The following is a 25,883-nucleotide window of genomic DNA, read 5'->3' on the forward strand; positions in this document are numbered from 1 at the left end:
CTGCCCTCAGCCGGTTTCGAGGACTTCGACGGCCTTGGCCAGCCCTTCGGCCGTGCCGACCGTCACCAGCATGTCGCCCCCGGCGAGCCGGAAGTCCGGCCGGGGTGACGGGTGGACCGTGCCGCCGCGCACGATGGCCACCACCGAGACGGCGGTGCGGGTGCGCAGGGCGGTGTCGCCCAGCGTCCGGCCGTCGAAGGGGGTGCGCGGGGACAGCGGGAGCTGGCGGGTGGTCACGCCGGTGACCTCCCGGTGCTGCTCCTCCAGCTGGGCGACCAGCAGCGGCGCGCCGAGCAGGTTGGCCAGGGCCCCGGACTCCTCGACGGTCAGCGGGATCGACGCCACGCACGAGTCGGGGTCGTCCTGCCTCGACACGATGAGGTCGAAGTGGCCGTCACGGTAGGTGATCACCCCGATCCGCCTGCCGGACCGGACCACGAAGTCCTGACGCGTGCCTATGCCCGGCAGCGGGGTCACCTCGACGTTCACCACACCACCGTAACAACCGCGGCGTCGGATTCGTTCCGCGCCGGGCGGGGCGTCGCGCCGAACAGCGCGGTCAGGCGGGGCAGCGGGGGCGTGGGACCCTCGGCGACCGGCCGCGGCGCGGGCGCGCAGTCCACAGCCTCGCAGTCCGTAACCGCGCAGTCCATAGCCGCGCAGTCCGTAATCGCGCAGTCCGTAGTCGCGCAGTCCACGGGGGCACAGTCCACGGCCGCGGCCAGCGACGCCCAGCCCGGGTGGTCGGCGACCGCCCAGCCACCGGCCAGCGCCCGCACCCGCGGCACCTCGGCGAGGCTGTCCGGGTCCGCGACCGCCCGGCCGACCGCGGGGCCGCCCAGCGACAGCAGCCACAGGTGGAACTCCCAGTACGCGTCGTGCACGAGCGGGCCGCCGAGGACGACCCGGGCCGCCGCCCGCAGGCCCGGGGTGTCGACGCGGTGGCGGGCGACCAGCAGGTGCTCCCGGAACTGCCCGGCGCAGCGCGCGGGCAGCCGCAGCAGCTCGGCGACCACGTACTCGGTGCGCTCGCGCTCGTCGGGGCGCTCGGCGGCCCGCTGGAGCAGGTCCCAGAACGCCTCCGCTGTCATCTCCATCCCTGTCAGCGCCACGATGATCAGGGTCGCACCTGGCACCGACAGTTCAGCGGAACAGGCTCCGCGCGATGATCTCCCGCTGGATCTCCGACGTCCCCTCGTAGATGCGCGGCGCGCGCACCTCCCGGTACAGGTGTTCGAGCAGGTGGCCGCGCTCCAGCGCGCGGGCGCCGTGCACCTGCACCGAGAGGTCGACGGCCACCTGCGCGGTCTCGGTGGCGAACAGCTTGGCCATCGCCGAGAGGTGCCCGGTGGCGCCGGGGGTCGCGTCGTGGGCGGCCGCGGCGTCGTAGACCAGCAGGCGGGCCGCGCGCAGCCGGGTGGCCACGTCGGCGAGCTGGTGCGAGACCCCCTGGAACGCCGAGAGCGCGCGGCCGAAGGCGTGCCGCTGCGCCGCGTGGGCGACGGCGGCGTCGAGCGCGGCCTGGGCCATGCCGACGGCGAACGCGCCGACGCTGGGCCGGAACAGGTCCAGCGTGCGCATCGCCACCGCCCAGCCGCCGCCGACCTCGCCGATCAGCTGTTCGGCGGTGACCGGCACACCGTCGAAGCGCAGGGTGCCGATGGCGTGCGGGGCCATCAGGTCCAGGCGCTCGCCGGTCAGCCCCGGGCTGTCGCGGGGGACGACGAAGGCGGTGATGCCGCGCGTGCCGGGGCCGGTGCGGGCGAAGACCGAGTACACCTCGGCCTCCGGCGCGTGCGAGATGTAGGTCTTGGTGCCGCTGAGCCGCCAGCCGCCGCCGTCGGGCTTGGCGGCCAGGGCCAGCGCCGCGGCGTCGGAACCGGCGTCGGGCTCGGTCAGCGCGAACCCCACGGCCACGCGTCCGGCGGCGATCTCCGGCAGCCAGGGGTCGGTGTGGCCGGTGAGCAGCATCGGGTAGGCGCCGAGCCCCTGCAGGGCGAACGCCGTCTCCGCCTCGGTGCAGTGCCGCGCGAGCCCTTCCCGGATCTGGCACAGCTCGACCGCCGAGATCGGCAAATACCCCTGCTGGGACCGCCGGAAGACGTGCTCCAGCAGGCCGTGCGAGGCCAGCGCGGCCAGCAGCCCGCGGTTGATCCGCCCCGGCATCCCCCGCTCGGCCGCGTCCTTCAGCGGCCCGGCGGCCAACTCCTCGGCGCGCTCGCGCAAGGTCATACGACCGCCACCCCGACCAGCTCGATCATCGCTTCGCGGTCGAAGAGCTCCACGACGCCGAACAGCGCGACCGCCGGGTAGTTGCGGCCGAAGTGCTTGCGCCACAACGGTGCCAGCCTGCCCAGCGCGGCCTTGTACGCGCCCACGTCGGTGACGAAGATCTGCATGGACACCAGGTCGCCCGGTCCGCCGCCCGCCGCGCGCAGCGCGGTCACCACGTTGCCCGCGGCGACGTCGAACTGCTCGACCACGCTCGACCCGACGATGGCCCCGGCCTTGTCCTGCGCGGTCTGCCCGCCCAGGTACACCGTCGTCCCCGGCGCGGCCACCACCGCGTGGGAGAACCCGACCGGCGCCGCCAGCTCCGGCACCGGCACCACCCGGTGCCGGGTCACCGTCCACTCCAGACCGGGCGCCTGCCTGCCGACCACGCCGCGTAGAACTCGGCGTGGTCCTCGGTGCGCATCATCAGCGCCTGGGCGATGGCCTCCAGCTCGATGGCGCTGCCCAGGTCCATGTCCTGCTCTCGGGTGAGCAGCACCTTCGTGGCCGAGTACGCCTGCGCGGGCCCGTCGGCCAGCCGCCGTGCCAGCGCGGTCGTCTCCGCGGGCAGGTCGTCGACGACCCTGGTGGCCAGCCCGATCCGCTCGGCCCGCTCCGCGTCGACGGAGTCGCCGAGCATCAGCAGCTCGGTGGCCCGGCCGAGCCCGATGAGCCGGGGCAGCAGGTAGGCCGAACCCATGTCGGCGCCCGCCAGCCCGACCCGGGTGAACAGGAACGCGAAGGACGCCGAGCGGGCCAGCAGCCGGAAGTCCGCGGCCAGCGCCAGCACCGACCCCGCGCCCGCGGCGACCCCGTTCACCGCGGCGATCACCGGCAGCGGGCACTCCCGCAGCGCCCGGACCACCGCGCCGGTCATCCGGGTGAACTCCAGCAGCCCGGTGGTGTCGAGCCCGCGCAGCGCGCCGATGATCTCCTCGACGTCGCCGCCCGAGCAGAAGCCCCGGCCCTCCCCGCGCAGCACGAGGACCTTCGCGTCGCCGCGGTGGGGCAGCTCGGCGATGAGGTCGCGCAGGTCGGCGTAGGCGTCGAAGGTGAGGGCGTTGAGCTTCTCCGGCCGGTTGAGCGTCACGGTCGCGACGCCGTCCTCGACGGTGAAGCCGAAGTGCTTCCAGTCCCCGGTGAACCCCGGCGACGCCCGGTACGGGCTCATGTGACTCCTCCTCCATCCAGGACCAGCGCCTGGCCGTTCACCGCTGCCGCGTCCGCCAGGTACTGCACCGCCGCGGCCACCTCGTCGGGTTCCAGCAGCCTGCCCAGCGGCGCCGCGGCGGCCAGTTGCCGCTCGGCCTGCTCAGGGGTGCGCCCGGTCAGCTCGACGATGCGGCGCACGGACTCGGCGGTCATGTCGGTGCGCACGAACGTCGGGCACACGGCGTTGCAGGTGACCCCGGTGCCGGCGACCTCGGCGGCGACCGCGCGCATCAGCCCGATGGCGGCGTGCTTGGCGGCGCTGTAGGCCGCGGTGTAGCGGGCGCCCGCCAGACCCGCGGTCGAGGCGACGGTGATGACGCGGCCGTGGTCGCGCTCGGCCATCCCGGGCAGCGCCGCGCGCGTGCACAGGAACGCGCCGAGGGCGTTGACGTCCATCGCGGAGCGCCACTGCTCGACGGTGGTGCGCGCCAGCGGGGCGCTCGTGGCCACGCCCGCGTTGTTGACCAGCACGTCGACGGCGCCCACCCGGTCGAACAGGGCGGTGACGGCGGCCTCGTCGGTCACGTCGCAGTCGGCCCGCCCGATGGCGATGACGTCGTCGCCGCGCGCGGCGAACCGGGCGGCGATCGCCGCGCCGATGCCGCGGGTGCCGCCGGTGACCAGGACCCGCGTCATGGCAGCGCCCTCCGGTCCAGCTTGCCGTTGGCGGTGCGGGGGAGGCCGTCGAGGAAGACCACGCGCTCCGGGGTCTTGTGCGGGGAGAGCCGGGCGCGGACGTAGTCGCGCAGCTCGTCCTGGCTGGTCTCGCGGTCGGCCACGACGTAGGCCCACGGTCGCACCAGGCCGTCGACCTCGTGGCCCGCCACCGCGCACTCGACCACGGCGGGGTGCCCGACCAGGCAGTGCTCGATCTCCGCTGGCGCGACCCAGACGCCGCTGACCTTGAGCAGGTCGTCGGCGCGGCCGCGGTAGGTGAAGGCGCCGTCCGGGCCGCGGGTCACCAGGTCGCCGGTGCGGACCGCGCCGGGCCAGGGGAAGGTGCGCGCGGACTTGTCCGGGTCGCCTTCGTAGCGCAGGGCGATGGTGCCGCCGCTGACCTCCAGCGTGCCGACCTCGCCCTCGGGCACCTCGTCGCCGTCGGGGTCGACCACGCGGGCGCTGTAGCCGGGGACCGGGACGCCGATCGTGCCCGGCCGCGGCGTCCCGGGGCGGTTGGACAGGAAGATGTGGTACGCCTCGGAGGAGCCGATCCCGTCGACGACCTCGACGCCGAAGCGCTCCGCCCACTTGCGGTGCAGCTCCGGCGGCAGCGCCTCGCCCGCCGACGTGCACAGCCGCAGGCAGCCCAGGTCCTGCTCGGCCGCGCTCGGGTGGGCGACCATCGCGGCCATCATCGTCGGGACGTTGACCAGGATGGTGGGCCGGTGCTCGGCGATGAGCGCGAACACCCGCTCGGGCGTGGTCCGCTCGGGGAAGACGATGCCCGCGGCGCCGACGCGGAACGGGAACAGCGCGGCCAGGTCGCGGGCGTAGCCGAAGAACAGCTTGGGGACGGGCAGGACGACGTCGTCGCGGCGCAGGGCGAGGACGCCCTCGGCGTAGTTGTGGTGGCTCAGCAGCGGGCTGCGCGCGGTGTGCACGCACGCCTTCGGCGCGCCGGTGCTGCCGGTGGTGAACTTCCACAGCACCTCGTCGTCGGGCCCGACAGGCGCGGTCTCGGCGTCCGGGTCGGCGACCTCGGCGAGGGCGGACAGGTCGAACTCGTTGTCGCCCAGGGCGAGCCCGCCCGCGTCTGCCACCAGGACGCGGCGGCCGTCGGTGCCCGCCTGGCGGACGCGGTCGATGGTGTGCGGGTCGGCGATGATGACGGCGGCGTCGGTGTAGCCGATGAAGTACGCGAAGTCCTTGGCGGGCAGGAAGGTGTAGACCTCGGCGGTGACCGCCCCGACCCGCTGCGCGGCGAACCAGGCGGCGACGAAGTCCAGCCCGTCGGCCAGGGCGAGCAGCACCCGCCTGCCGGGCCGCACGCCCAGCGCGCGCAGCACGCCGGCCAGCCGGTTGGCGCGGTCGGTGAGGGCGGCGTAGGTCACCGGGCCGTCGGCGGTCAGCAGGGCGGTGCGCTCACCGTCGCCGCGCTCGAGGGTGGCGTCGAGGAAGCGGGCGGCGAGGTTGGCGTCCATCAGCGGTCCCCGGTGAGGTCGGCGATGGCGTCCATGAGGAGTTCGGTGAGGGTGTCGAAGGTGGCGTGGCCCTCGGCGGCGGTGGCTTCCGCGGGCGCGCCGCAGTAGGCGCGGTCCATGCCCATCGCGGGGAAGTCGGCGCGGCCCGCGGTGACGTGGGCGGGGATGTCGACGTGGTGGCGGGGGAGGGTGGCCATGACCTCGGTGTCGACGAGGTCGGGTCGCTCGGCCAAGACCAGTGAGGTCTCGTAGCGGCCCGCGTGGCAGGAGCCGGAGCGGAACTCCTCGGTCAGCCGCTGGGCGTTCACCCGCCGCACCAGGTCCACGTGCCCGGTGCGCACCCCGCGCTCGGCCAGCGTCGCCACGGCCCGGCGGATCGTGGCGACGTGCTCGGGCTCGAAGTGGTTGTTGACGATCACCACGTGCGGGAAGCCTTGAGCGGCAAGGGAAGCGCAGACCTGGACGACGAGGTCGTGGAGGGTGTCCTCCTCGATGCCCACCGCTCCGGGGAACGCGGCGCCGTAGCGGGTGACGCCGTAGGGCAGGGCGGGCAGGACCAGCACCCGGCCGCGGGCGGCGGCGCGCTCGCACATACCCGCGGAGATCAGCAGGTCGGTGGCCAGCGGGGCGTGCGGGCCGTGCGGCTCGATCGCGCCGATGGGCAGCAGGAGGACCGGTGGGTCGGCGGTCAGCTCGCCCGCCGCCACCGAGGTCAGCTCGCCGAAGTGCATACCAGCTCCTCCAGTGGCGTGGGCCGGGGCGTGAGCACGCAGAGGTCGGCGCGGCCCGCGGCCAGGATGGTGTTGACCTCGTCGGCCGTGGTCAGGTAGCCGCCGACCAGGGTGGGCACGCCCGCCTCGGCGCGCACCCGGTCCGACAGCGCGGTCAGGTGGCCGCGCCCGTACTCCGGGCGGGTCTCGGCGACGGTGTGCCCGGCGCGCACGTGCACGATGTCGGCGCCGCGGGCGCGGACCTCGCGGGCGATCGCCACGCCGTCGTCGGGGGTGAGGCCGCCGGGGGCGAGGTCGGCCACGCAGAGCCGGACCACGAGCGGCCCGGCCCAGGCGGCGCGGACGGCGTCGAGGACGGCCAGCGGGTAGGCGCGCCGGTCGCCGCCGTGGGCGTCGGCGCGGCGGTTGGTCAGGGGGGAGAGGAAGCCTGCGAGCAGGTGCCCGTCGGCCATGTCCAGCTCCAGCACGTCCACCCCGGCCTGCCGGGCGTGTCCCGCGGCGGTGGCGAAGTGGGTGAGCACGCGGTCCAGGTCCGCGCCCGTCATCTCCGCGGGGGTGTCGCCGAAGGGGCCGTAGGGCACCGGTGAGGCGGCCAGCAGCGGCCAGCGCTCGGGGCGGGGCAGCGGGACGTCGGCGCCCTCGGCCGGTGGCCGGGTGGCGCCGCGCGCCCCGGCGTGGCTGAGGCGCAGGGCCAGGCGCGCCCCGACCGCGCGCACCGCGTCGGCCAGCGCGTCCCACGGCCCGGAGGAGTCGAGGACCGGCGTGTCGAGGCGGGCCCGGCCTTCGGGGGAGACCGCCACCGGGCCGACCGACACCAGTCCGGCGCCCGCCCGCGCGGCGTCCAGCGCGTCTGCGGAGTCCACTTCGGACACCCAGCGGTTGGGCAGCGCGAGGCCGCCGACGTCCAGTGGGGCGAACAGCGGCGGCGCGGTCACCGCACCCCTCGGTATCCGCCCGCCCGCGCCCGCGAACCACGCGTCGGCCACGCGCACCAGGTCCGGGTCGCGCGCGGCGAGGTTGGCGTGCGACACCCGGCCGCTGCGGGTGAGCAGGTTGACGGCGAACTGCACCGGCTCGAAGCCGGTGTAGCGCCCGGCGTTCAGGAAGTACGCCGCGCTGTCGGCCGCGGCCCGCTGGAACCGCTCGACCACCGGCTGTCGCTCCCCCTCGTACTCGGCCAGCGCCGCGGTCAGCTCGCCGTGCCTGCTCAGCGCGTCGGCGAGGGCGACGGCGTCCTCCATCGCCAGCTTGGTGCCCGAGCCGATCGAGAAGTGCGCGGTGTGGGCGGCGTCGCCGAGCAGCACGGTGTTGCCGTCGTACCAGCGCGCGCAGCGGACGCGGGGGAAGTCCAGCCAGCGCGACCGGTTGGACAGCAGCCGGTGGCCCTTGAGGTCCTCGGCGAAGACCTCCTCGCAGAAGGCGATGCTCTCCTCCTCCGAGACCCCGTCGAGCCCGGCCCGCCGCCACACCGGCTCGGCGCACTCCACGATCCAGGTGCCCAGGTGCTCGTCGAAGGGGTAGGCGTGCGCCTGGAACAGGCCGTGGTCGGTCTCCTGGAAGGCGAAGGTGAACGCGTCCAGCGGGCGGTCGGTGCCGAACCAGACGTACTTGCCGCCCTCGGGCCGCACGCTCGCCCCGAACCGCTCGGGGTCGCGGAATCGGCTGTTGGCCCCGTCCGCGGCGACCACGAGGTCGGCTTGCGGCGCCGCGTCGAGCTCGACGCCGAACCTCAGGTCCGCGCCGAGGGCGTGCGCCCGCCGCTGCAGGATCGCCAGCAGCCGGGTCCTGGCGATGGCCGTGAACTCGTGGCCCTTGGCGTGGACCAGCCTGCCGCCGAACCTGATGTCCACGGCGCTCCAGCGCGCGAAGGAGTCGGTGATCTCCTGGTGGGTGGCCGCGTCCGCATCGCGCAGCGCGCCGAGGGTGCCCGCGGAGAACACCACGCCCCAGCCGAAGGTGGCGTCGGGGGCGTTGCGCTCGAACACGGTCACCTCGTGCCCGGCCTTGCGCAGCAGGATCGCCAGGTAGAGCCCGCCGGGCCCGCCGCCGACGATCGCCGCCCTCACGCCAGCACCTCCGCCAGCCGGTCCAGTTCCGCCGGGTCGGCCGTGGTGGGGAACAGGATCAGCTCGTCGCAACCCTCGTCGGCGTAGCCGCGGACGAAGTCGCGGACCGCGCGGGCGTCGGTCAGCGCGCTCGCGGCGATCCGCTCGGCGAAGGGACCGGTGAAGGCGTAGTAGTCGCGCAGGTAACCGCGGCCGCGGTCGGCGTCGGTCAGCGCGAGGTAGCCCTGACCCCACAGCAGCGGCGCGCCCGGCCTGCCCAGGTCCTGCCACGCCGCCCTGGCCTTGGTCGCCGCGGAGCCGAACGCGCGCGGCGGGCCGCCGCCATGGGCGTGGCCGTCGCCGTAGCGGGCCATGCGGGACAGGGCTGCGCCGCTCGTGCCGCCGACCAGCAGGCCGATGCCCGGCGCGCCGAAGAGCGGGGCCGGGCCGATGCCCGAGGACGGGAACTCCCCGCGCAGGTAGGCCAGCTGGGTGGACAGGGCCCGGCCGCGGGTGCGGTGGTCGACGCCCGCGGTCTCGTAGTCGTCGCGGCGGGCGCCGACGGCCAGCCCGAGGGTGAGCCTGCCGGGGGCGAACGCCTCGACCGCGGCGGCCTGCTTCGCCAGGAGGGCGGGGGAGCGCAGCGGGCCGATGGCGATCATCGTGGCCAGGCCGACGCGCGTCGTCACCGCCGCGGCGGCGGACAGGGCGGCGAAGGGCTCGACGCTGTCGTAGCGGAGCCGGTCGAGCACGGCGAGCGTGCTGAACGGGCCCGCGTCGGCGCGCCGCGCCCAGTCCAGCAGGCCCGGCCCGTCCACCGACGGGACGGTTGTGGGCAGTCCGATTCCGACCTTCACCAGCCACACCACCCTGTGTGCTCGGCCATCGACCAAAACATTACGATTGACTCGGGTGGGGTGTCAACTAAACTGCGGACGTGCCCGAGACCGCCCCCCAGGACCTCGTCCTGTCCATCCTCGGGGCGCACCTGCGACCGCGCGCGACGGCCGCGGTGTGGTCCGGGGGACTGGTGACGCTGCTCGGCGGCTTCGGCTTCACTCCCGGCGCCAGCCGCGTCGCCCTCACCCGCCTGGTCAACGCCGGGCTGCTCGACCGCGCCAAGGCGGGCAGGCTCGTGCACTACACCCTCACCCCGCACGCGCTGGCCGTGCTCGCCGAGGGGGACGAGCGGATCTTCGGCCTCGGCGCCGAGCGCGCCGAGCGGGCGTGGACGGTGCTCTGGCACGCCATCCCGGAAGACCGCCGCGACGCCCGCGCCCGCCTGGTCCGCAGGCTGCGCTTCCTCGGCTTCGGGCAGGTCCAGGACGGCACCTGGCTGGCCGCCCACGACCGCGCCGACCAGGTCTCGGCGCTGTGCGCGGACCTCGGCGTCGAGAAGCACACCGGGCTCATGGTCGGCGCCCCCGTGCCGGACTTCTCCGAGTTCGTCCGCCGGGTGTGGGACCTCGACGCCCTCTCCGCCCGCTACACCGCCTTCGCCGACCAGTTCGGCCGCGCGCGCGCCGAGGACGACGCCGCCGCCTTCCACCTGCGGGTCCGGCTCGTGCACGCCTTCCGGCAGTTCGCCCTGCTCGACCCCGAGCTGCCCGCCGACCTGCTCGCGCCACCCCCCGACCGGGCCGCCGCCGTGCGGCTCTTCCACCACCTCTACCCCACGCTGGAAACCCCGGCGCTGCGGCATTTCAACGGAGTGATGACGCCGTGACCGACCAGTCGGCCGCCCTGACCTACACCTCGTACCTGGCCCTCGACGAGGTCCTCGGCGCCCAGCGCCCCCGCTCCGACGAGCACGACGAGCCGCTGTTCATCGTCATCCACCAGGTGTACGAGCTGTGGTTCAAGCAGATCCTGCACGAGCTGACCCACCTGCAGGCCCGGCTGGCCGCCGGTGACACCGCGCACGCCGTGCGGACCCTGCGCCGCGTCCTGACCATCCTCAAGGTCGTCGTCGCCCAGATCGACGTGCTGGAGACGATGACCCCGCGCCAGTTCACCAGCTTCCGGGCCCGGCTCGACTCCTCGAGCGGCTTCCAGTCCGCCCAGTTCCGCGAGCTGGAGGCGGTGCTCGGCCGCCGCGACCGGGGCGCCTTCGCCCACTACGCCGCGGGCGGGACCCAGCGCGCGGGCATCGAGGCGGCGATGAGGCGGCCGTCGCTGATGGACTCCTTCGTGGCCTACCTGCTCGCGCACGGGTACGAGGTGCCCCCCGCTGTGGCGTCGAGGGACGTCAGCACCGCGTGGACGCCGTCACCGGAGTTCCAGCAGGTGCTGCTGTCGGTCTACGACGACGACTCCGGACCGTCCGCGGTGGCCGAACACCTGGTCGACCTGGACGAGGGCATGCAGGAGTGGCGCTACCGGCACATGAAGATGGTGGAGCGCACCATCGGGGACAAGATGGGCTCCGGCGGCTCAGCGGGCGCGGAATACCTCCGCCGGACCCTGTTCACGCCGGTCTTCCCCGACCTGTGGGCCGTCCGGGGCGACCTGTGAGCCTCGCCGAGCACTACACCCGCTTCGACGTCGCCTCGCGGCTGCTCCTCACCGGCCACTCGCACCAGGCGTGGCCCGACGTCGCCCGCGACGCCCAGCTCGCGGCGTTCGACGCCGCGGCGTCCCACGTGGACGGCAAGTGGCTCGACGCGTTCACCAAGGCCGACCGCGTCCGGTCGTACTTCGGCGAGCTGCTCGCCGACCCCGACGGCGACATCGCCCTCGGGCAGAACACCCACGAGCTGGTGATCCGGCTGCTCTCCGCGCTGGACCTGGCCGCCCGCCCGCGCCTGGTCACCACCGACGGCGAGTTCCACACCCTGCGCAGGCAGGTCGCCCGGCTCGCCGAAGCCGGTCTGGAGGTCGTCCGCGTGCCCGCCGAGCCCGCCGACACCCTGGTGGAGCGCCTGGCGTCCGAAGTGGACGACCACACCGCCGCCGTGCTGGTGTCCTCGGTGCTGTTCGAGACCTCGCGCGTCGTCCCGGACCTGGGCGACCTGGCCGCCGCCGCGGCCCGCTCCGGCGCCGAGCTGCTGGTCGACGCCTACCACGCCCTCGGCGTCGTCCCGTTCCCGCTGGCCGAGCAGGGCCTGGCCGACGCCTGGATCGTCGGCGGCGGCTACAAGTACCTCCAACTCGGCGAGGGCAACTGCTTCCTGCGCCTGCCCGCCCACGCCCAGCGCCTGCGCCCGGTGCTGACCGGCTGGTTCGCCGAGTTCGACACCCTCGCCGCCGAACGCGACCCCGCCCACGTCGACTACGCCCCCGGCGGCACCCGGTTCGCGGGCTCCACCTACGACCCCACCAGCCACTACCGAGCCGCCGCCGTCGCCGACTTCTTCGCCGAGCAGGGCCTCACCGACCACGCCCTGCGCGCCATCTCCCTGCACCAGACCACCCTGCTGGCCACGGAGTTCGACGCGCTGGACCTGGCGCCGCGGGTCATCACCCGCGACCGCGACCTGCCGCGCACCTCCTACGGCGGGTTCCTCGCCCTGCGCTCACCGCACGCCGCCGACCTCCAGCGCGCCCTGCGCGAGCGCGGCGTCCTCACCGACAACCGCGGCGAGCACCTGCGCTTCGGCCCGGCGCCCTACCTCAGTGACGACCAGCTGCGCGCCTCGATCGCCGCGCTCGGCGAGGTCAGCCGCCGCCACGGGTGAGCCCCGCGGCGGCCGGGCGCGGGAGGCTCAGGGCGACCAGGCAGAATGTGGCGTCACGTGGGCACGGGTTCGGGAGGCAAGAGCGGTGGGTCAGGGTGAGCTGCGTGGTGTCGTCGCGATGGACGGCCCCTCGGGCACCGGGAAGTCTACCGTCGCCAAGCGGTTGGCCGAGCGCCTCGGCGCCGCCTACCTCGACACCGGGGCCATGTACCGGGCGGTGACGCTGGCGGTGCTGCGCGCGGGCATCGACCCGGCCGACGGGGTCGAGGTGCTGCGCGTCGCCGAGTCCACCGAACTGGGGCTCGACGCCGAGGTCGGCGCGGCCGTGCGCCTCGGCGAGGAGGACGTCTCCGCCGAGATCCGCGGCCAGGAGGTCACCCTCGCGGTGTCGGCGGTCTCCGCGGTGCCGAAGGTCCGCGAGCGGCTCGTCGGCCTCCAGCGCCGGATGATCAGCGAAGCCAAGGCGCGCCGCGGCGGGATCGTCGTCGAGGGGCGCGACATCGGCACCGTCGTCGTGCCCGACGCCGCGCTCAAGGTCTACCTCACCGCCACCGCCGACGCCCGCGCCGCGCGCCGCTCCCGCCAGGACAGCGCCGCGGGCCGCGCGGCAGGCCTGGACGCCACCCTGGCCGACGTCGAGCGCCGCGACCGGCTCGACTCCACCCGCTCGGCGTCCCCGCTGCGCCCGGCCGCCGACGCCGTCGAGGTCGACACCACCGACCTGGACATCGACGGCGTCCTCGACCGGCTCATGGACCTCGTCGACGACCGCGGCCTGCGCGCCGCCGCCGAGGCCAACGGCCGATGACCATGACCGATCAGCGCGGCGCCGACCTGCCGGACGGCGGCGTGCCGTGGCTGGCCGACACCGCCCGCTGGATCGGCACCTGGCTCTACCAGCCCGCCTTCCGCGTCCGGGTGCACGGCCGCGAGCGCGTCCCGCTGACCGGCCCGGTGGTGCTCGTGGCCAACCACAGCTCGCTGCTGGAGCCGCAGCTCATCTTCGGAATGCTGCCGCGCCGATCGGTGTTCCTGGTCAAAGAGGAGCTCTTCGCCGGGCTCGCGGGCCGGTTCCTGCGCGGGTTGGGGCAAATCCCGATCCGCCGCGGCGAACCCGACCGCGCGCCGCTGCTGGCCGCCGTGCGGGTGCTGCGCGGCGGCGGGCTCGTCGGGGTGTTCCCCGAGGGCACCCGCGGCGCGGGCGACGTCGCCGCCGCCGAGCAGGGCGCGGCCTGGCTGGTGCGCACCTCCGGCGCGGTGGTGCTGCCGGTCGTCACCCGCGGCACCCGGCGCCCCGAGGGCGTCCGCAGGCGATTTCGGCCCGTGATCGACATGCAGGTGGGCGAGCCGTTCGCCCTCGACGTCGGACGCGGGCGCACCGGCCTGGAAGAGGCCACCGAACAGATCCGGGTCCGGCTCGCCGGCCTGGTTCACGAACTGGATGAGAAACGACGGGCATGACCGAGATTGATGGCACCTGGGCTGATGAGTCCGACTGGACCGCGGCCGAGGACTTCGACGACACCGACGGCGGTGACACCACCCCGCCGCAGCCGGTGCTCGCCATCGTCGGACGGCCGAACGTGGGCAAGTCCACGCTGGTGAACCGCATCCTGGGCCGCCGCGAGGCGGTGGTGCAGGACGTGCCCGGCGTGACCCGCGACCGGGTCGCCTACGACGCGCAGTGGAGCGGGCGCAAGTTCACCGTGCTCGACACCGGCGGCTGGGAGCCCAAGGCCGACGGCATGGCCGCCGCCGTCGCCGCGCAGGCGGAGTACGCGATGCTGCACGCCGACGCCGTGGTCGTGGTGGTCGACGCCACCGTCGGCGCCACCTCGACCGACGAGGCCGTCGCCCGCGTGCTGCGCCGGTCCAAGCGCCCGGTGCTGCTGGTGGCCAACAAGGTCGACGACGAGCGCCTGCTGGCCGACACCGCGTCGCTGTGGTCGCTGGGCCTCGGCGAGCCGTACCCGGTCAGCGCCCTGCACGGGCGCAACTCCGGCGACCTGCTCGACGCGATCCTCGAGGTCCTCCCGGAGACCCCGCGCGAGACCTACACCCCGGTCACCGGCGGCCCCCGGCGCGTCGCGCTGATCGGCAAGCCGAACGTGGGCAAGTCGAGCCTGCTGAACCGCCTGACCGGCGAGGACCGCGCGGTCGTCGACTCGGTCGCGGGCACCACCGTCGACCCCGTCGACTCCCTGGTCGAGCTGGACGGGCAGGTCTGGCGGTTCGTGGACACCGCGGGCCTGCGCAAGCGGGTCAACTTCGCCAGCGGCATGGAGTACTACGCCTCCCTGCGCACCAAGTCCGCGATCGAGTCCGCCGAGGTCGTGGTCGTCCTGCTGGACGCCAGCGAGGTGATCAGCGAGCAGGACCTGAGGGTGCTGACGATGGTCGTGGAGGCCGGGCGGGCCTGCGTGCTCGCCCTGAACAAGTGGGACCTCGTCGACGAGGACCGCCGCCACGAGCTGGAGCGCGAGCTGGAGCGCGGCCTGGTCCGGGTCACCTGGGCGGAGCGGGTCAACGTCTCCGCGCTGACCGGTCGCGCCGTGCGGAAGCTGGCCCCGGCCCTGCGCACCGCGCTGACGTCGTGGGACCAGCGCATCTCCACCGGCCGACTGAACGGCTGGCTCAACGACCTGGTCGCCGCGACCCCACCGCCGGTGCGCAGCGGCAAGCAGCCCAAGATCCTCTTCGCCACCCAGGCATCCACCCGCCCGCCGACGTTCGTGCTGTTCACCACCGGCTTCCTCGAGGCGGGCTACCGACGCTTCCTGGAGCGCAGGCTGCGCGAGGAGTTCGGCTTCGCGGGCAGCCCGGTCCGGATCTCCGTGCGCGTGCGGGAGAAGAAGCAGCGCCGCTAGACGGCGTGCTCCCGCAGCAGCTTGGCGGTCAGCTCGGGTCGCTCCCACCAGAACAGGTGCCCCACGTCCGCCATGACCTCAAGGCGCGCGTTCGGGATCGACCCCGTGACGTGCGCGGCGTTGTCGAAGGTCACGACCTCGTCGGCGGTGCCGTGGATGACCAGGGTGGGGACCGCCAGGGCGCCGAGCTTGGCGACGGCGTCGTGCCTGAGCGCGGCCTGCTGCTGCATCACGATCACCGGCCCCGGCACGCGCTCGGCGAGGGATAAGTCGGTGAACTTGGCATACCAGGACTCGTCGGCGCGCAGCGTGGGCGAGAGGTTGGCCTCGTAACTGGCGCGCATGATCTTCCGAACGTCCCCGGTGGTACGCGCCTCAGCGATCCTGCGAAGGCCAGGGCTGGCCAGCCTGCCCCCGTCAGGCCCCGCGTAGGTACACCCCAAGGTGAGCGTGCGCACCTTGTCCGGATGCCGAACCGCCACCTCCTGAGCAACCATGCCCCCCAACGAGATACCCAAAACGTGCGCGTCCCCCCACCCAAGCGCACGCACGAGCGAGGCAGCGTCATCGGCCAAGTCGGTGATCTCATAGGGCGGCTCCGCCTGACTACTGTCACCAATCCCACGATGGTTGAACGCCACCACATCAAAGTCCCGCGCAAGATCAGCGAGGAACGCCTCACCCCACATGAGGTGGTGCCCCGCCAACCCCTGGATGAGCAACAGCGGCCTCCCCTCCCCCCGCCGCTCGTAGTGCAGTCGACGCCCACCCAGCTCAGCGATCGGCACAGCGAGTCCTCCTGTCCCCAGAACATCGGCGAGCCCAGATTAGGCGGGAAGACCCATGGGACAGACGTGGCCGCCAACACACCCACCCGCATCGCCCTAACCACGACAAGCCACCGCCACGTCACAGCCCACGTATGCCGCCCCCCCGACGCCGCCGAGTCCAACCCGCGGTCCGGGGACACCCCCCGGAACCCGCGGCCGACAGATCCCCCACCCCACATGAACCCCCACCACCCCCATGCGCTACTCTTCACCTCGCACGCACACCGCGAGCAAAGATCGGGCTGTGGCGCAGCTTGGTAGCGCACTTGACTGGGGGTCAAGGGGTCGCAGGTTCAAATCCTGTCAGCCCGACGATCTGAGAAACGCCCGTCGACTTGGTAGAAACACCAGGTCGGCGGGCGTTTTGATGTTCCTGGGATGATCTTTAGTTGATCGTCGTTTGTGGACGGTAAGATCGTTGTACTGGCGGGTAAGGAGCGAAACAGGAGAAGTGCGCTCCAGATCGCCTGTTGATCTGGTCAAGGGGTCGTGGTTGATCTTCCCGATCGGGTGAACTTCGCCAACTGCGTTGAAGTGTCCGCATTTGCGCAGGTCGGGCGCATACTGGATCTGGTTTGGGTTGGTTTTTGTCGGGTGGCGGCGGCCTGGGTGAAGATGCAGCTGTCGGTGTCGGTTGATGGGTGATGCGTGGGGTCGCGGCTGGTTGGGGTCGTCTGATCGCGGGGTGGGGAGAGGCTGTGGCGCGGGGTGTCAACGCTGGACCCTCACGCTGGCAGTGTGAGGGTCAGGGGTTCGAGTCCCCTCAGCTCCACAAGCGAATATTATTCAGATCACCCATCCTGCCTGCGTCAACAGGCACGGTGGGTGATCTTGTTTGTGGGTCTAATGTGGACAGTTGTGCACTGAACTGGAGCAAAACTGGAGCAGCGCCTGAAATGGCGTGAAACAGGGTCACGGGCTTGCTCCAGGATCGGTAGCCCGACTGGGTGGTGTTGAGGTACCTGCTTGGGGTCACCTCGCGGCGGGTACACGTGAGTGCATCGGCGGTGTTGCGCAGGTTCGAGTCCTCGGCGGGAGTACCAACCTCATCAATCAACCGTGGCCGCGCCGTGGCCCGCGTCCTCCTGCTTTTGGCCGCCCTTACCGCAATAGGCTTGCTGGTCCTTGCCTGCACAGCCTCTTCTGACGCGAGCCCGCCACCTCGGCAGTGTTCGTGCCGTCGCTGCGGTGTCCGCCACCAGCGGAATCGCACTGGTAGCTAGGTCTGCCGCACGCCCACACCGATCTGTCGAGACTTCCGATGGCCTGCACACCTTCCGCGTGGCATTGGTCCTACCCAGCCATCGATCCGCTGGGCCAGGTGGTTGGCGAGCTGAGCGTGGTGCGCCCAGTGGTGGCCACGGGTTGGACACTGAGGCATACGGCTCCGAAGCGGGCCGCTGTGGGCGTGGGATTTGGTAACCGTCGGTGAACTGGTGTGACTGTGAGGCCGCATGCATGGGGAGCGAATGTGACGCCTGCAGACGCCTCACAGCGAGGTTGGTCCCAAAGGTTCTTTGGTCTGGCACATCAGCCGTGACAGCCTCCACCCGGTCTGAGTGTGGAGGTGTGGTTGTGGGCGGGTTGGGAACCTATAGTGCGACCCGAAACGCCGGTAGGTTCCGAACCAAGCCCACGGCGCGTCAGTCTCCGTGCGCCCCAATTCTGAGATTTAATGGCTCGCTCACCCTGTAATTCGCTGATCAAGCAGGGCAGCACCGGCCCTCCGGGACCGGTGGGGATCGCAACACCTACGGCGATCGGCCCGTGCGGGTCGTCACCGTCGGCAGCACCGGCCCTCCGGGACCGGTGGGGATCGCAACAGGTACATGTGCGGGGTCGCGTGGAAGCGCATCAGCAGCACCGGCCCTCCGGGACCGGTGGGGATCGCAACCCTCAGGAACCCCACCAACCCGCCCTCACCCGTCAGCAGCACCGGCCCTCCGGGACCGGTGGGGATCGCAACCTCGACGAGGTGTGCCATCCAGCCGTCGATGTGGCGGCAGCACCGGCCCTCCGGGACCGGTGGGGATCGCAACCATCTCTGCCCTTGCCGCTGGGTTGGTCAGGGCACGCAGCACCGGCCCTCCGGGACCGGTGGGGATCGCAACACCCCGATCCCCGGTATGCCCGAGGACGACCAGGGGCAGCACCGGCCCTCCGGGACCGGTGGGGATCGCAACAACAAGGGTGGGTTCAACAAGTTCCACTCGTTCAAGCAGCACCGGCCCTCCGGGACCGGTGGGGATCGCAACCCCAACGGGGCCAACGACGACCTGGTCGACGCCGGCAGCACCGGCCCTCCGGGACCGGTGGGGATCGCAACGCTTACAAGACGTACGACGTGTAGCGCTGCGCTTAGCAGCACCGGCCCTCCGGGACCGGTGGGGATCGCAACTCCCACACCATCGTGTCGACCTCGAACTCGGCGACAGCAGCACCGGCCCTCCGGGACCGGTGGGGATCGCAACCGCATCTGCACCGGCGGCCCGTCGACCGTCGTCAGCAGCACCGGCCCTCCGGGACCGGTGGGGATCGCAACCCGCAGGCCGACCCGCCCCCGGACGTGTCGTCGAAGCAGCACCGGCCCTCCGGGACCGGTGGGGATCGCAACACCGATGCGGTGACGGTCACCTCGGCGCCGTAGCGGCAGCACCGGCCCTCCGGGACCGGTGGGGATCGCAACAACCTGGCGCAACAGGACATGGTCGCCATGCGCATGCAGCACCGGCCCTCCGGGATCGGTGGGGATCGCAACACCCAAGCGACGGCAGTCAACCAGGAAAGGTGAGGCAGCACCGGCCCTCCGGGACCGGTGGGGATCGCAACACGTGCAGTGCCTCGTGCAGTCCGCCAGCGCGAAAGCAGCACCGGCCCTCCGGGACCGGTGGGGATCGCAACCACGCGCGGGGCGCGGCCGGGGTCGAGCAGCAGCAGCACCGGCCCTCCGGGACCGGTGGGGATCGCAACGCCGACCCGAGCAGCACGACGGCGAGCCACGCAGGCGCAGCACCGGCCCTCCGGGACCGGTGGGGATCGCAACTTCGACCGGGACGGCATCCCCACCGTGCGCCCACGCAGCACCGGCCCTCCGGGACCGGTGGGGATCGCAACAGGTGCCGCACGTGGCTGCCGGGCGTGACCTCGCCGGCAGCACCGGCCCTCCGGGACCGGTGGGGATCGCAACGCGGGTCATCCAGGTTTGGAGGGCTGCGCGGATGGGCAGCACCGGCGCTCCGGGACCGGTGGGGATCGCAACTGCGCGGTCTCGGACAGGCGCCCGGACCACGCGGTGGCAGCACCGGCCCTTCGGGACCGGTGGGGCTCGCAACATGACCAGCTCGGCCGTGCCGCATACCACCAGGACAGCACCGGTCTTCGGAGCCAATGGGGGATTGCAATGACGGTCTTCGGGTCGGGGACGTACACCCCAGCTGTAGCACCGGCCCTCGGACCGGTGGGATCGCAACAGCACCGAGGACGGACAGCTCGCCGAGCTGCGAGCGCAGCACCGACTCTCCGGGGGCCGGGTGGGGATCGCGACATCAGGAACGCTGGGTCTCCCCTTCCACAGCGGCAGCACCGGCCCTCCGGAGTTGGCATCGAACTGCTCGACCGGCTTGGTGGAGTGCGCGTGGTGCCACCAAGGTCTTGACGCATATCTTGAGGTCGCCACGATGGGTTGGTGGACTTGCTCCCTGCTTGGCGACGCCTTGGTGACGTTCGAGCGTTGGGCGGCCTTTGGCTAGTTCATGCGGCCCCGAACCTCCGTTCGGCTGTTTGGGTGAATCTTCAAAGTGGCACCCGTCAGCGTGCGGTTTGTTGTCGGTGGGTGGGTTTAGGGTCGCGGTGCTCGGTCGGGGAGACGGAGCTGAAGGAGATTCCTGTTTGTGGGCGCATAGTCCTGGTCGTGGTGCCCAGTGGCACTCGTTGGCTGCTCATGTTCGTGCTACTGCTGATTTGGCTCGTGGGTTCGCGGATGGTTTCGGTGCCGGTGATCTGGCATGGGCCTTGGGGATCGCGCACGATGCTGGGAAAGTGAGGGATGTTTGGCAAAGGCGGCTGTTGCAGGTCGCGGCGTCGGGTGCCGCTGTCGGCACCGATCACAAGATGCTGGGCACGTGGCTGTTGTTGAGGCGGGCGCTGGGTGCCTCGGTCGCGGTGTTGGGTCATCATGGTGGTCTGGAGTCGCCGAGCAACTTGCAGGCGGTGAAGCCGGAGGGTGACGCCGCAGGGGATCTGGAGCGGTTCTTCACGCTGGTGCCGGAGGCGAGAGGCCTTCAGGAAGGGCCCTCACTGATTCCCGCGGCGTGGGGTGTGGAGCGAGGGGCGCAGGAGTTCGGGATTCGAATGGTGTTCTCCGCACTGGTTGATGCGGACCACTTGGACACCGCTGCACACTTCGAGGGCGAGGACGTGCGCGTTTCGTCTGCTGTGGACATGCGTTCGTTGGCGGAGAAGTTCGAGACAGGACGCCAGACCTTGCTGAAGGATCGCTCGAGGTCTGCGGTCGATGATGTCCGGGCGGCGTTGTTCGAGGAGGTCGTGGCGTGGTCGACGCGGGAGCGGGGTGTGTATCGGTTGCCCGCGCCGACGGGTTCGGGCAAGACCTTGACGGCGGGTGCGTTCGCGTTGCGGCATGCGGCTCATCATGGGATGTCGCGGGTTGTGGTGGCGGTGCCGTTCACGACGATCACCGAGCAGAACGCTGAGGTGTATCGGGGTCTGTTGGGGTCGGATGCGGTGTTGGAGCACCACTCGAACACCGAGGTGGACACTGATGACAGCTGTGTGTTCGGCCGCGGGAACCCGGCTTTCGGGGCGGAGAACTGGGATGCGCCGTTCGTGGTGACCACGACGGTGCAGTTGTTCGATTCCTTGTACGGGCGCAAGCCCGCGCGGTCGCGGAAGTTGCACCGGTTGGCGAACTCGGTGATCGTGTTGGACGAGGTGCACGCGTTGCCGGTGCATCTGCTGGAGCCGATCCTGGACGGTCTGCGTCTGTTGGTGCGGTACTTCGGGGCGACGGTGGTGCTGGCGTCGGCTACCCAGCCCGCGTTCGAGCACTTCGCTGCCGGTGAGAAGGCGGACATCAAGCCGCTGGTTGCCGATCCGGTGCGGTTGTATTCGTCGCTGAAGCGGGTGAGGTACGAGTGGCGCCTGGACCCGAAACCCACGATGGCGGACATCGCCACCGAGGTCGCGCACCAGGACCAAGCCTTGGTCGTGGTCAATACCGTCGACAACGCGCGCGCCATGTTCCGGCACGTCGAGCGAGCCAAACCCGGTGCCGAGTTGTTCCACCTGTCTACCCGCATGTTGCCACGGCATCGCCGTGACGTGCTCGACAAGGTCAAGAAGCGTCTCGATGGTCGCTCGCCGGTCACCGTGGTGTCCACGCAGCTGGTGGAGTGCGGCGTGGATGTGGACTTTCCCGTGGTGTTCCGTGCGCTCGCCCCTGCGGAGGCGCTGCAGCAGGCAGCCGGCCGCGCCAACCGTGAGGGCGGGCTGCCCGGCCTGGGGCGGGTGGTGGTGTTCGATGCCTCTGACGCGGTGGTCCCGCGTTTCTACCGGGCCGGTGTGGACAAGACTCGATCCTTCTTTGGTTCGGGAGTCGATCCCGATGACCCGGTGGTGCTGGACCAGTACTATCGAAGCCTCTACACCGGACTGAATCCGGAGGAACAGGAACGCCCGCTTTCGATTCGCAGCGCCAGGGACCGGTTGGATTTCCGGGCCATCGCCGAGGGGCCGACGATTTCGAGAATCACCCCACAGCGAAACGAGGCGGTCGAGGTCCGGGACCCGATGTTGGCGTTCAGGATGATCGACGACGACTCGGTTCCCGTGGTGGTGACCACCTTTGGTGACACAGCGCGGGTGCGGGAGTTGGTGCGCCTGGTTCGCGTGGGTGAAGGGCCGCTGCGGGCTGTGTTCCGGGAGTTGCGTGGGTACATGGTGCGGTTGCCGCGGCACCTGGTTGATAACCCGCAGGTAGCAGCGATGTGCAGGCCTCTGGTGTCGGGTCAGCGGCAGGTGTGGGAGTGGGTCGGGGAGTACGACGAGCAGGTCGGTATCGATGTCGACGCGATCGCTGAGGAGACTGTGTGGTGAGGCTTGATCTTCCGACCTCGGCGGGTGCGCCGCCGGTGGTCGTGCAGGTGTGGGGTCCCGGTGCGTTGTTCACCCGTCCGGAACTGAAAGTGGAGAGGGTGTCTTATCCGGTGATGACGCCGACCGCCGCGGTCGGTGTGTTGGAGGCGATCTTCTGGAAGCCGCAGTTCACCTGGCAGGTGGTGGCGATCGAGATGCTCCGCGAGATCAAGCAGTTCACCCAGCGCCGCAACGAGACCACCGACCTGGCGTCGCTGGCTGACGCGGCTTCCGGCAGGCGACGGGTGGACACGGTGGCCAACCGGGTGCAGCGCAACTCCGTGTGCCTGCGGGATGTCGCCTACCGCATCCACGCCCACGTACGCCTGCGCGATGATTGCCACAAGCCCGAATCCGCCTACCGCGACCAGTTCCGCCGCCGTGTCTCGCGGGGCAGCTGCTTTTCCCAGCCCTACCTCGGAACACGGGAGTTCTCTGCCTACTTCGGTCCCGCCGACGACACCCCCGCGTTCCGGTACACCGAGGACTTGGGGATCATGCTGCACGGCATCGACCATACGACCACGCCTCCGTCGTTCACCTGGTTCACCGCACGTTTGGACCGTGGGGTGCTGCACGTGCCCGCGTCGGGGATTCCCGCCGGTGTGGTGGCCTGATGCTGCTGCAGCGCCTGGCCGAACACGCCCGCCAGGACCCCGACGCCCGTCCGTTCCACCGCAAGCTCGCGTTCCGCTGGGAACTACGGCTGTCCGCAGACGGCGCACCGCTGTCGAAGGCGCTGGAAAGCCTGATGGTTGTCGATGACAAAGGCCGCCCCCGGCCATCCGAGCACACCGTGCCCGCAGTGGTGCGCACCGTGGGGGTGGCCGCCAACCTCGCCGCCGACGACGTCCAGTACGTCCTCGGATGGGTCGACGCGGATACCAAGCCCGCGCGCGCCGAGCAGTGCCACGCCGCGTTCATCGATCTCACCCGACGCTGGGCGGCCCGCCATCCGGACGACATCGCCGCTCGCGCGATGTCCCTGTTCTACGAGCGGAACGGACCAAACCTGCTCGCACCGACCGAAGACATCGGCAGCAAAGACCGCGTGCTGGTCACTGTCGAAGGCATGCCCGCCTACCGATCGACCTCGGCAGCGACGTTCTGGGCCGAAGAGGCCGCTCGCCGCAAAGGCGGCGCGAACAGCGGCTTGTGCCTGGTGTGCGGGCAGTATGGGGCATTGTTGGACACCATCCCCAGCAAGGTCCCCGCGCGATGGGTCCCTGGCGCCAGCAACGACGCCGCACTGGTCAGCATCAACGAGCGCGTCTTCGGCTACGACCTCACCACACAGCTGGATTGCACACCGATCTGCATCGGCTGCGGTGAAGCCGCCTCCAACGGCCTGGTCCGCGTCTTGACCTCTCCCCAAGCGGTCAACTACGGCGGTCAGGACAGCCGCCTGGCCTGGTGGCTGACGGACCCCGCGGCCTTCGACCCGATGAACCTCGTCTTCGACGGCGACCCGTCCGCGATCAAGAAACACCTGGACGCTGTGCACCAGGGCGACCAAGGCCGGTTCGAAACTCTCAGCGAGACGACCGACCTGTCTCGCTTCTGCGCGCTGAGCCTGGGCGGCAACGTCGCGCGGATCATGGTCCGTGACTGGATCGAGATGCCTTTGCCCATCCTGAATCGCAGAATCACCGCGTGGTTCGACGACCACCGCATCAGCCCGCTGTGGGCCACTGACAGCGAGTGGCAGAGCCTGCAGCGCATGGTGAGGGTCACCGGACGTTGGTTGAGACGGGAGAAGCGTTACGCTTTCCTCGGCGCCAAAGGAACTGATCGCCCCGACGGCGTCCAGCGCGACCTGCTGCGCGCCTTGCTCCGTGACGTGCCGCCGCCGCCCTCGTTGCTCGCGCACCTGGTCAATCGGATCCGCAGCGACGGCCATCTCGACACCACCCGCGCCGCGCTCATCCGCTTGCTACTCACTCGCTCTCATCTGTCCGTGGAGAAGCCGATGCCGTCACTCGATACCACCAGTAGCGACCCGTCCTATGTGTGCGGACGAATCTTCGCCACGCTCGAGTCCCTTCAGTACGCCGCCCTTGGCGGAAAGCTCAACACCACCTACGGCGACCGCTACTTTGCTGGAGCCATCAACAATCCGCGCGCCGCGGTGGTCAATGGGCGTAAAGACGCCAACGCATGGCTACGTAAACTCCGCCGTATCAACCGCGGCGCCGCGGTGAACCTTGACAAGGCCCTCGACGAGCTGTTCGACCTGCTCACCAGATCAGGCGGTTTGCCCAGTGGCACAAACGTTGCCCAGCAGTCGATGTTCCTGCTCGGCTACCACCACCAGCGCGCCCACAACTTCGCCGCCGCCAGCCCGCCTGATTCAACAACCGGTACCGCCTCGGAGGACACGACCGAATGACCACCGCCCACCTCAACCCCGCCGTCCGCCACGACATGGTGTTCCTCTTCGACGTCACCGACGGCAACCCGAACGGCGACCCCGACGCGGGCAACCGACCCCGCACCGATGACGAAACCGGCCAGGGTCTCGTCACCGATGTCGCACTCAAGCGCAAGATCCGTGACACCGTCGCCCTCGCCGCAGGCGACGACCCGCGCTACGGGGTGTTCGTCCAGGCCGGGTACGCCCTCAACCCACGCCTCGAGGCCTCCTACGCCGCGACCGGACTCACCCTCGGCGACAAGAAGATCACCGCCGATCAAGCGGAAACCGCGCGCAGCTGGCTGTGTGACCGCTACGTGGACATCCGTCTCTTCGGCGCCGTCCTGTCCGTCGGCAAGACCGGCAGGCTCGGGCAGATCCGCGGCCCACTGCAGGTCGGTATCGCTCGCAGCATCGACCCGGTCTTCCCCGCCGACCACGCCATCACCCGCGTCACCCAGACCAAGCAGGAAGACATCGACAAGGGCGAGTCCACCGAGATGGGCGGTAAGTGGACCGTTCCTTACGGCCTCTACAAGGCGGAGATCTACTACTCCGCCACGCGCGGCGGTCAGACCGGAGTGGACACTCGCGACTTCGAGCTGCTGTATCGCTCACTGGAGATGATGTTCGACCACGACCGCTCAGCCACCCGAGGCCGCTTGACCCCCCGCGGGCTGTATGTGTTCAGCCACAGTGACGCCTTCGGGTCCGCCCCCGCGCATCGGCTCACCGAACGCGTCCACATCAACCGCGCCACGACGCAGCGACCCGAGCCGACAGACCTGTCACGCCACGACTCTCCGGCCCGCGTCTTCACCGATTACAAGGTGACCGTCGACGAGACGAACCTGCCCGACGGGGTCAGCCTGACCACCGTGTTCTCGTGAGCCAGGTGGGGGAGCAGGTCCTGACTGGTCTATCTCGCGTGGACAGTATTCCGATCTCCGCGATCGAGCACTACGCGTACTGCCCACGTCAGGCCCTGCTCATCCACCAGGAGAACTACTTCGACGCCAACGTCGACACCGTCCGGGGCGACCTCGCCCACGAGGCTGTCGACCGCGGCGGCACGCTGACCGGTCGCGGTGGGACGGTATGGCGCTCGGTACCGGTGTGGAGCACCACTCTGGGTGTGCACGGCGTGTGCGACAGCGTGCACCTGCGCGAGGGTGTACCCGTGCCGGTGGAACACAAGTCCGGCTCCTACCGTCCGGGTGGGGCCGCTGATCTGCAAGTGGCCGCACAAGTGCTGTGCCTCCGGGAGATGTTCACCGCAGACATCCCCCACGGCGAAATCTTCGTCGGCCGAACGCGCCGACGCCACGAGGTCACCGTCGACGCCGCTCTCGTGGACCAGCTCAGCGCCACCGTCATCCAGCTGCGAGCAGCCCTGCAGAATCCGAGGCTGCCGCCCGCGGTCAACGACCGCCGCTGCCGCCGCTGCTCCCTGGAACCCGGCTGCGTCCCCACACTGCCCACCACACCCGCCGACCTGTTCAGCCCTCGACCGGTCGGGGACTGGACCGACTGAAACCGA

The 25,883-nt window shown here is 71.3% G+C and carries 23 protein-coding genes, 2 tRNA genes and 1 CRISPR repeat array; of the genes, 14 read left to right on the plus strand and 11 right to left on the minus strand.

Annotated elements, in window-relative coordinates; genetic code table 11:
- Positions 1–6: 6 nt before the first annotated feature.
- The 10 genes from ACTG9Q_RS28000 to ACTG9Q_RS28045 are packed head-to-tail and all read right to left on the minus strand — an operon-like array spanning position 7 to position 9,260.
- On the minus strand, positions 7–489 hold the full coding sequence (locus tag ACTG9Q_RS28000) for a cation:proton antiporter regulatory subunit (RefSeq protein WP_455575916.1): 483 nt from the start codon (positions 487–489) through the stop codon (positions 7–9).
- A complete protein-coding gene (locus ACTG9Q_RS28005) occupies positions 486–1,112 on the minus strand; it encodes a DUF4240 domain-containing protein (protein ID WP_455575917.1) in 627 nt (208 codons plus the stop codon). Before ACTG9Q_RS28005 ends, ACTG9Q_RS28000 begins: the two co-directional genes overlap by 4 nt.
- 31 nt (positions 1,113–1,143) lie before the next feature.
- Positions 1,144–2,232: an acyl-CoA dehydrogenase family protein gene (locus ACTG9Q_RS28010; RefSeq protein WP_455575918.1), complete on the minus strand. Its 1,089-nt coding sequence runs from the start codon at positions 2,230–2,232 to the stop codon at positions 1,144–1,146.
- Positions 2,229–2,627: a RidA family protein gene (locus tag ACTG9Q_RS28015; protein WP_455575919.1), complete on the minus strand. Its 399-nt coding sequence runs from the start codon at positions 2,625–2,627 to the stop codon at positions 2,229–2,231. Before ACTG9Q_RS28015 ends, ACTG9Q_RS28010 begins: the two co-directional genes overlap by 4 nt.
- Positions 2,624–3,445 carry an enoyl-CoA hydratase family protein gene (locus ACTG9Q_RS28020; protein ID WP_455575920.1) on the minus strand — a complete coding sequence of 274 codons (822 nt, stop codon included), beginning with the start codon at positions 3,443–3,445 and terminating at the stop codon, positions 2,624–2,626. Before ACTG9Q_RS28020 ends, ACTG9Q_RS28015 begins: the two co-directional genes overlap by 4 nt.
- Complete coding sequence (locus ACTG9Q_RS28025; protein ID WP_455575921.1) at positions 3,442–4,122, minus strand: SDR family NAD(P)-dependent oxidoreductase; 681 nt, start codon at positions 4,120–4,122, stop codon at positions 3,442–3,444. Before ACTG9Q_RS28025 ends, ACTG9Q_RS28020 begins: the two co-directional genes overlap by 4 nt.
- Positions 4,119–5,627 (minus strand): benzoate-CoA ligase family protein, encoded by a 1,509-nt coding sequence (locus ACTG9Q_RS28030; RefSeq protein WP_455575922.1) that lies wholly within the window; start codon positions 5,625–5,627, stop codon positions 4,119–4,121. The genes ACTG9Q_RS28025 and ACTG9Q_RS28030 overlap by 4 nt, the downstream gene beginning before the upstream one ends.
- Positions 5,627–6,358, minus strand: coding sequence for a creatininase family protein (locus ACTG9Q_RS28035; RefSeq protein WP_455575923.1), 732 nt, complete (start codon positions 6,356–6,358; stop codon positions 5,627–5,629). Before ACTG9Q_RS28035 ends, ACTG9Q_RS28030 begins: the two co-directional genes overlap by 1 nt.
- A complete protein-coding gene (locus ACTG9Q_RS28040; RefSeq protein WP_455575924.1) occupies positions 6,340–8,424 on the minus strand; it encodes an FAD-dependent monooxygenase in 2,085 nt (694 codons plus the stop codon). The genes ACTG9Q_RS28035 and ACTG9Q_RS28040 overlap by 19 nt, the downstream gene beginning before the upstream one ends.
- Positions 8,421–9,260 carry an LLM class flavin-dependent oxidoreductase gene (locus ACTG9Q_RS28045; RefSeq protein ID WP_455575925.1) on the minus strand — a complete coding sequence of 280 codons (840 nt, stop codon included), beginning with the start codon at positions 9,258–9,260 and terminating at the stop codon, positions 8,421–8,423. Before ACTG9Q_RS28045 ends, ACTG9Q_RS28040 begins: the two co-directional genes overlap by 4 nt.
- An 80-nt stretch (positions 9,261–9,340) precedes the next feature.
- Here ACTG9Q_RS28045 and ACTG9Q_RS28050 point away from each other — a divergent pair, with 80 nt between their 5' ends.
- From ACTG9Q_RS28050 to der, 6 genes are all read left to right on the plus strand, one after another.
- Positions 9,341–10,129, plus strand: coding sequence for a PaaX family transcriptional regulator (locus ACTG9Q_RS28050; protein WP_455575926.1), 789 nt, complete (start codon positions 9,341–9,343; stop codon positions 10,127–10,129).
- A complete protein-coding gene (locus tag ACTG9Q_RS28055) occupies positions 10,126–10,917 on the plus strand; it encodes a tryptophan 2,3-dioxygenase (protein ID WP_455575927.1) in 792 nt (263 codons plus the stop codon). The genes ACTG9Q_RS28050 and ACTG9Q_RS28055 overlap by 4 nt, the downstream gene beginning before the upstream one ends.
- Complete coding sequence (locus ACTG9Q_RS28060; RefSeq protein WP_455575928.1) at positions 10,914–12,080, plus strand: kynureninase; 1,167 nt, start codon at positions 10,914–10,916, stop codon at positions 12,078–12,080. Before ACTG9Q_RS28055 ends, ACTG9Q_RS28060 begins: the two co-directional genes overlap by 4 nt.
- A gap of 118 nt (positions 12,081–12,198) precedes the next feature.
- Positions 12,199–12,888, plus strand: coding sequence for a (d)CMP kinase (gene cmk, locus ACTG9Q_RS28065; RefSeq protein ID WP_455576065.1), 690 nt, complete (start codon positions 12,199–12,201; stop codon positions 12,886–12,888).
- A complete protein-coding gene (locus ACTG9Q_RS28070; protein WP_455575929.1) occupies positions 12,885–13,541 on the plus strand; it encodes a lysophospholipid acyltransferase family protein in 657 nt (218 codons plus the stop codon). The genes cmk and ACTG9Q_RS28070 overlap by 4 nt, the downstream gene beginning before the upstream one ends.
- Complete coding sequence (gene der, locus ACTG9Q_RS28075; protein WP_455575930.1) at positions 13,538–14,947, plus strand: ribosome biogenesis GTPase Der; 1,410 nt, start codon at positions 13,538–13,540, stop codon at positions 14,945–14,947. The genes ACTG9Q_RS28070 and der overlap by 4 nt, the downstream gene beginning before the upstream one ends.
- Here the strand turns inward: der and ACTG9Q_RS28080 are convergent.
- Positions 14,944–15,735 (minus strand): alpha/beta fold hydrolase, encoded by a 792-nt coding sequence (locus ACTG9Q_RS28080; protein WP_455575931.1) that lies wholly within the window; start codon positions 15,733–15,735, stop codon positions 14,944–14,946. The two genes, der and ACTG9Q_RS28080, sit on opposite strands and share 4 nt — an antisense overlap.
- Before the next feature lie 280 nt (positions 15,736–16,015).
- Between ACTG9Q_RS28080 and ACTG9Q_RS28085 the strand changes: the two genes are divergently transcribed.
- The 8 genes from ACTG9Q_RS28085 (at position 16,016) to cas4 (ending at position 25,877) form a co-directional block, all read left to right on the plus strand.
- Positions 16,016–16,089, plus strand: a tRNA-Pro gene (locus ACTG9Q_RS28085).
- Between the two features lie 177 nt (positions 16,090–16,266).
- Positions 16,267–16,422, plus strand: a complete 156-nt coding sequence (locus ACTG9Q_RS28090) for a hypothetical protein (RefSeq protein WP_455575932.1) — start codon at positions 16,267–16,269, stop codon at positions 16,420–16,422.
- A gap of 47 nt (positions 16,423–16,469) precedes the next feature.
- A tRNA-Ala gene (locus tag ACTG9Q_RS28095) sits at positions 16,470–16,549 on the plus strand.
- 940 nt (positions 16,550–17,489) lie between these two features.
- Positions 17,490–19,109: a CRISPR direct-repeat array (repeat unit 37 nt; unit sequence GCAGCACCGGCCCTCCGGGACCGGTGGGGATCGCAAC).
- 517 nt (positions 19,110–19,626) lie between these two features.
- Positions 19,627–21,891 carry a CRISPR-associated helicase Cas3' gene (gene cas3 / locus ACTG9Q_RS28100; RefSeq protein ID WP_455575933.1) on the plus strand — a complete coding sequence of 755 codons (2,265 nt, stop codon included), beginning with the start codon at positions 19,627–19,629 and terminating at the stop codon, positions 21,889–21,891.
- Complete coding sequence (gene cas5c / locus ACTG9Q_RS28105; protein WP_455575934.1) at positions 21,888–22,547, plus strand: type I-C CRISPR-associated protein Cas5c; 660 nt, start codon at positions 21,888–21,890, stop codon at positions 22,545–22,547. Before cas3 ends, cas5c begins: the two co-directional genes overlap by 4 nt.
- Entirely contained in the window at positions 22,547–24,319 is a 1,773-nt protein-coding gene (gene cas8c, locus ACTG9Q_RS28110) for a type I-C CRISPR-associated protein Cas8c/Csd1 (protein WP_455575935.1), read from the plus strand. The genes cas5c and cas8c overlap by 1 nt, the downstream gene beginning before the upstream one ends.
- Entirely contained in the window at positions 24,316–25,233 is a 918-nt protein-coding gene (gene cas7c / locus ACTG9Q_RS28115) for a type I-C CRISPR-associated protein Cas7/Csd2 (protein WP_455575936.1), read from the plus strand. Before cas8c ends, cas7c begins: the two co-directional genes overlap by 4 nt.
- Before the next feature lie 38 nt (positions 25,234–25,271).
- Positions 25,272–25,877, plus strand: coding sequence for a CRISPR-associated protein Cas4 (gene cas4, locus ACTG9Q_RS28120; protein WP_455575937.1), 606 nt, complete (start codon positions 25,272–25,274; stop codon positions 25,875–25,877).
- Positions 25,878–25,883 lie beyond the last annotated feature (6 nt).

The sequence above is a fragment of the Actinokineospora lacus genome, assembly GCF_053813445.1.

Excerpts from the sequence above, each read along its gene's own strand:
- ACTG9Q_RS28025 (WP_455575921.1), bottom strand. The coding sequence starts at position 4,122 with ATGACGCGGGTCCTGGTCACCGGCGGCACCCGCGGCATCGGCGCGGCG.
- cmk (WP_455576065.1), top strand. The coding sequence starts at position 12,199 with ATGGACGGCCCCTCGGGCACCGGGAAGTCTACCGTCGCCAAGCGGTTG.
- ACTG9Q_RS28020 (WP_455575920.1), bottom strand. The coding sequence starts at position 3,445 with ATGAGCCCGTACCGGGCGTCGCCGGGGTTCACCGGGGACTGGAAGCAC.
- ACTG9Q_RS28035 (WP_455575923.1), bottom strand. The coding sequence starts at position 6,358 with ATGCACTTCGGCGAGCTGACCTCGGTGGCGGCGGGCGAGCTGACCGCC.
- cas8c (WP_455575935.1), top strand. The coding sequence starts at position 22,547 with ATGCTGCTGCAGCGCCTGGCCGAACACGCCCGCCAGGACCCCGACGCC.
- der (WP_455575930.1), top strand. The coding sequence starts at position 13,538 with ATGACCGAGATTGATGGCACCTGGGCTGATGAGTCCGACTGGACCGCG.
- ACTG9Q_RS28070 (WP_455575929.1), top strand. The coding sequence starts at position 12,885 with ATGACCATGACCGATCAGCGCGGCGCCGACCTGCCGGACGGCGGCGTG.
- ACTG9Q_RS28030 (WP_455575922.1), bottom strand. The coding sequence starts at position 5,627 with ATGGACGCCAACCTCGCCGCCCGCTTCCTCGACGCCACCCTCGAGCGC.
- ACTG9Q_RS28010 (WP_455575918.1), bottom strand. The coding sequence starts at position 2,232 with ATGACCTTGCGCGAGCGCGCCGAGGAGTTGGCCGCCGGGCCGCTGAAG.
- cas7c (WP_455575936.1), top strand. The coding sequence starts at position 24,316 with ATGACCACCGCCCACCTCAACCCCGCCGTCCGCCACGACATGGTGTTC.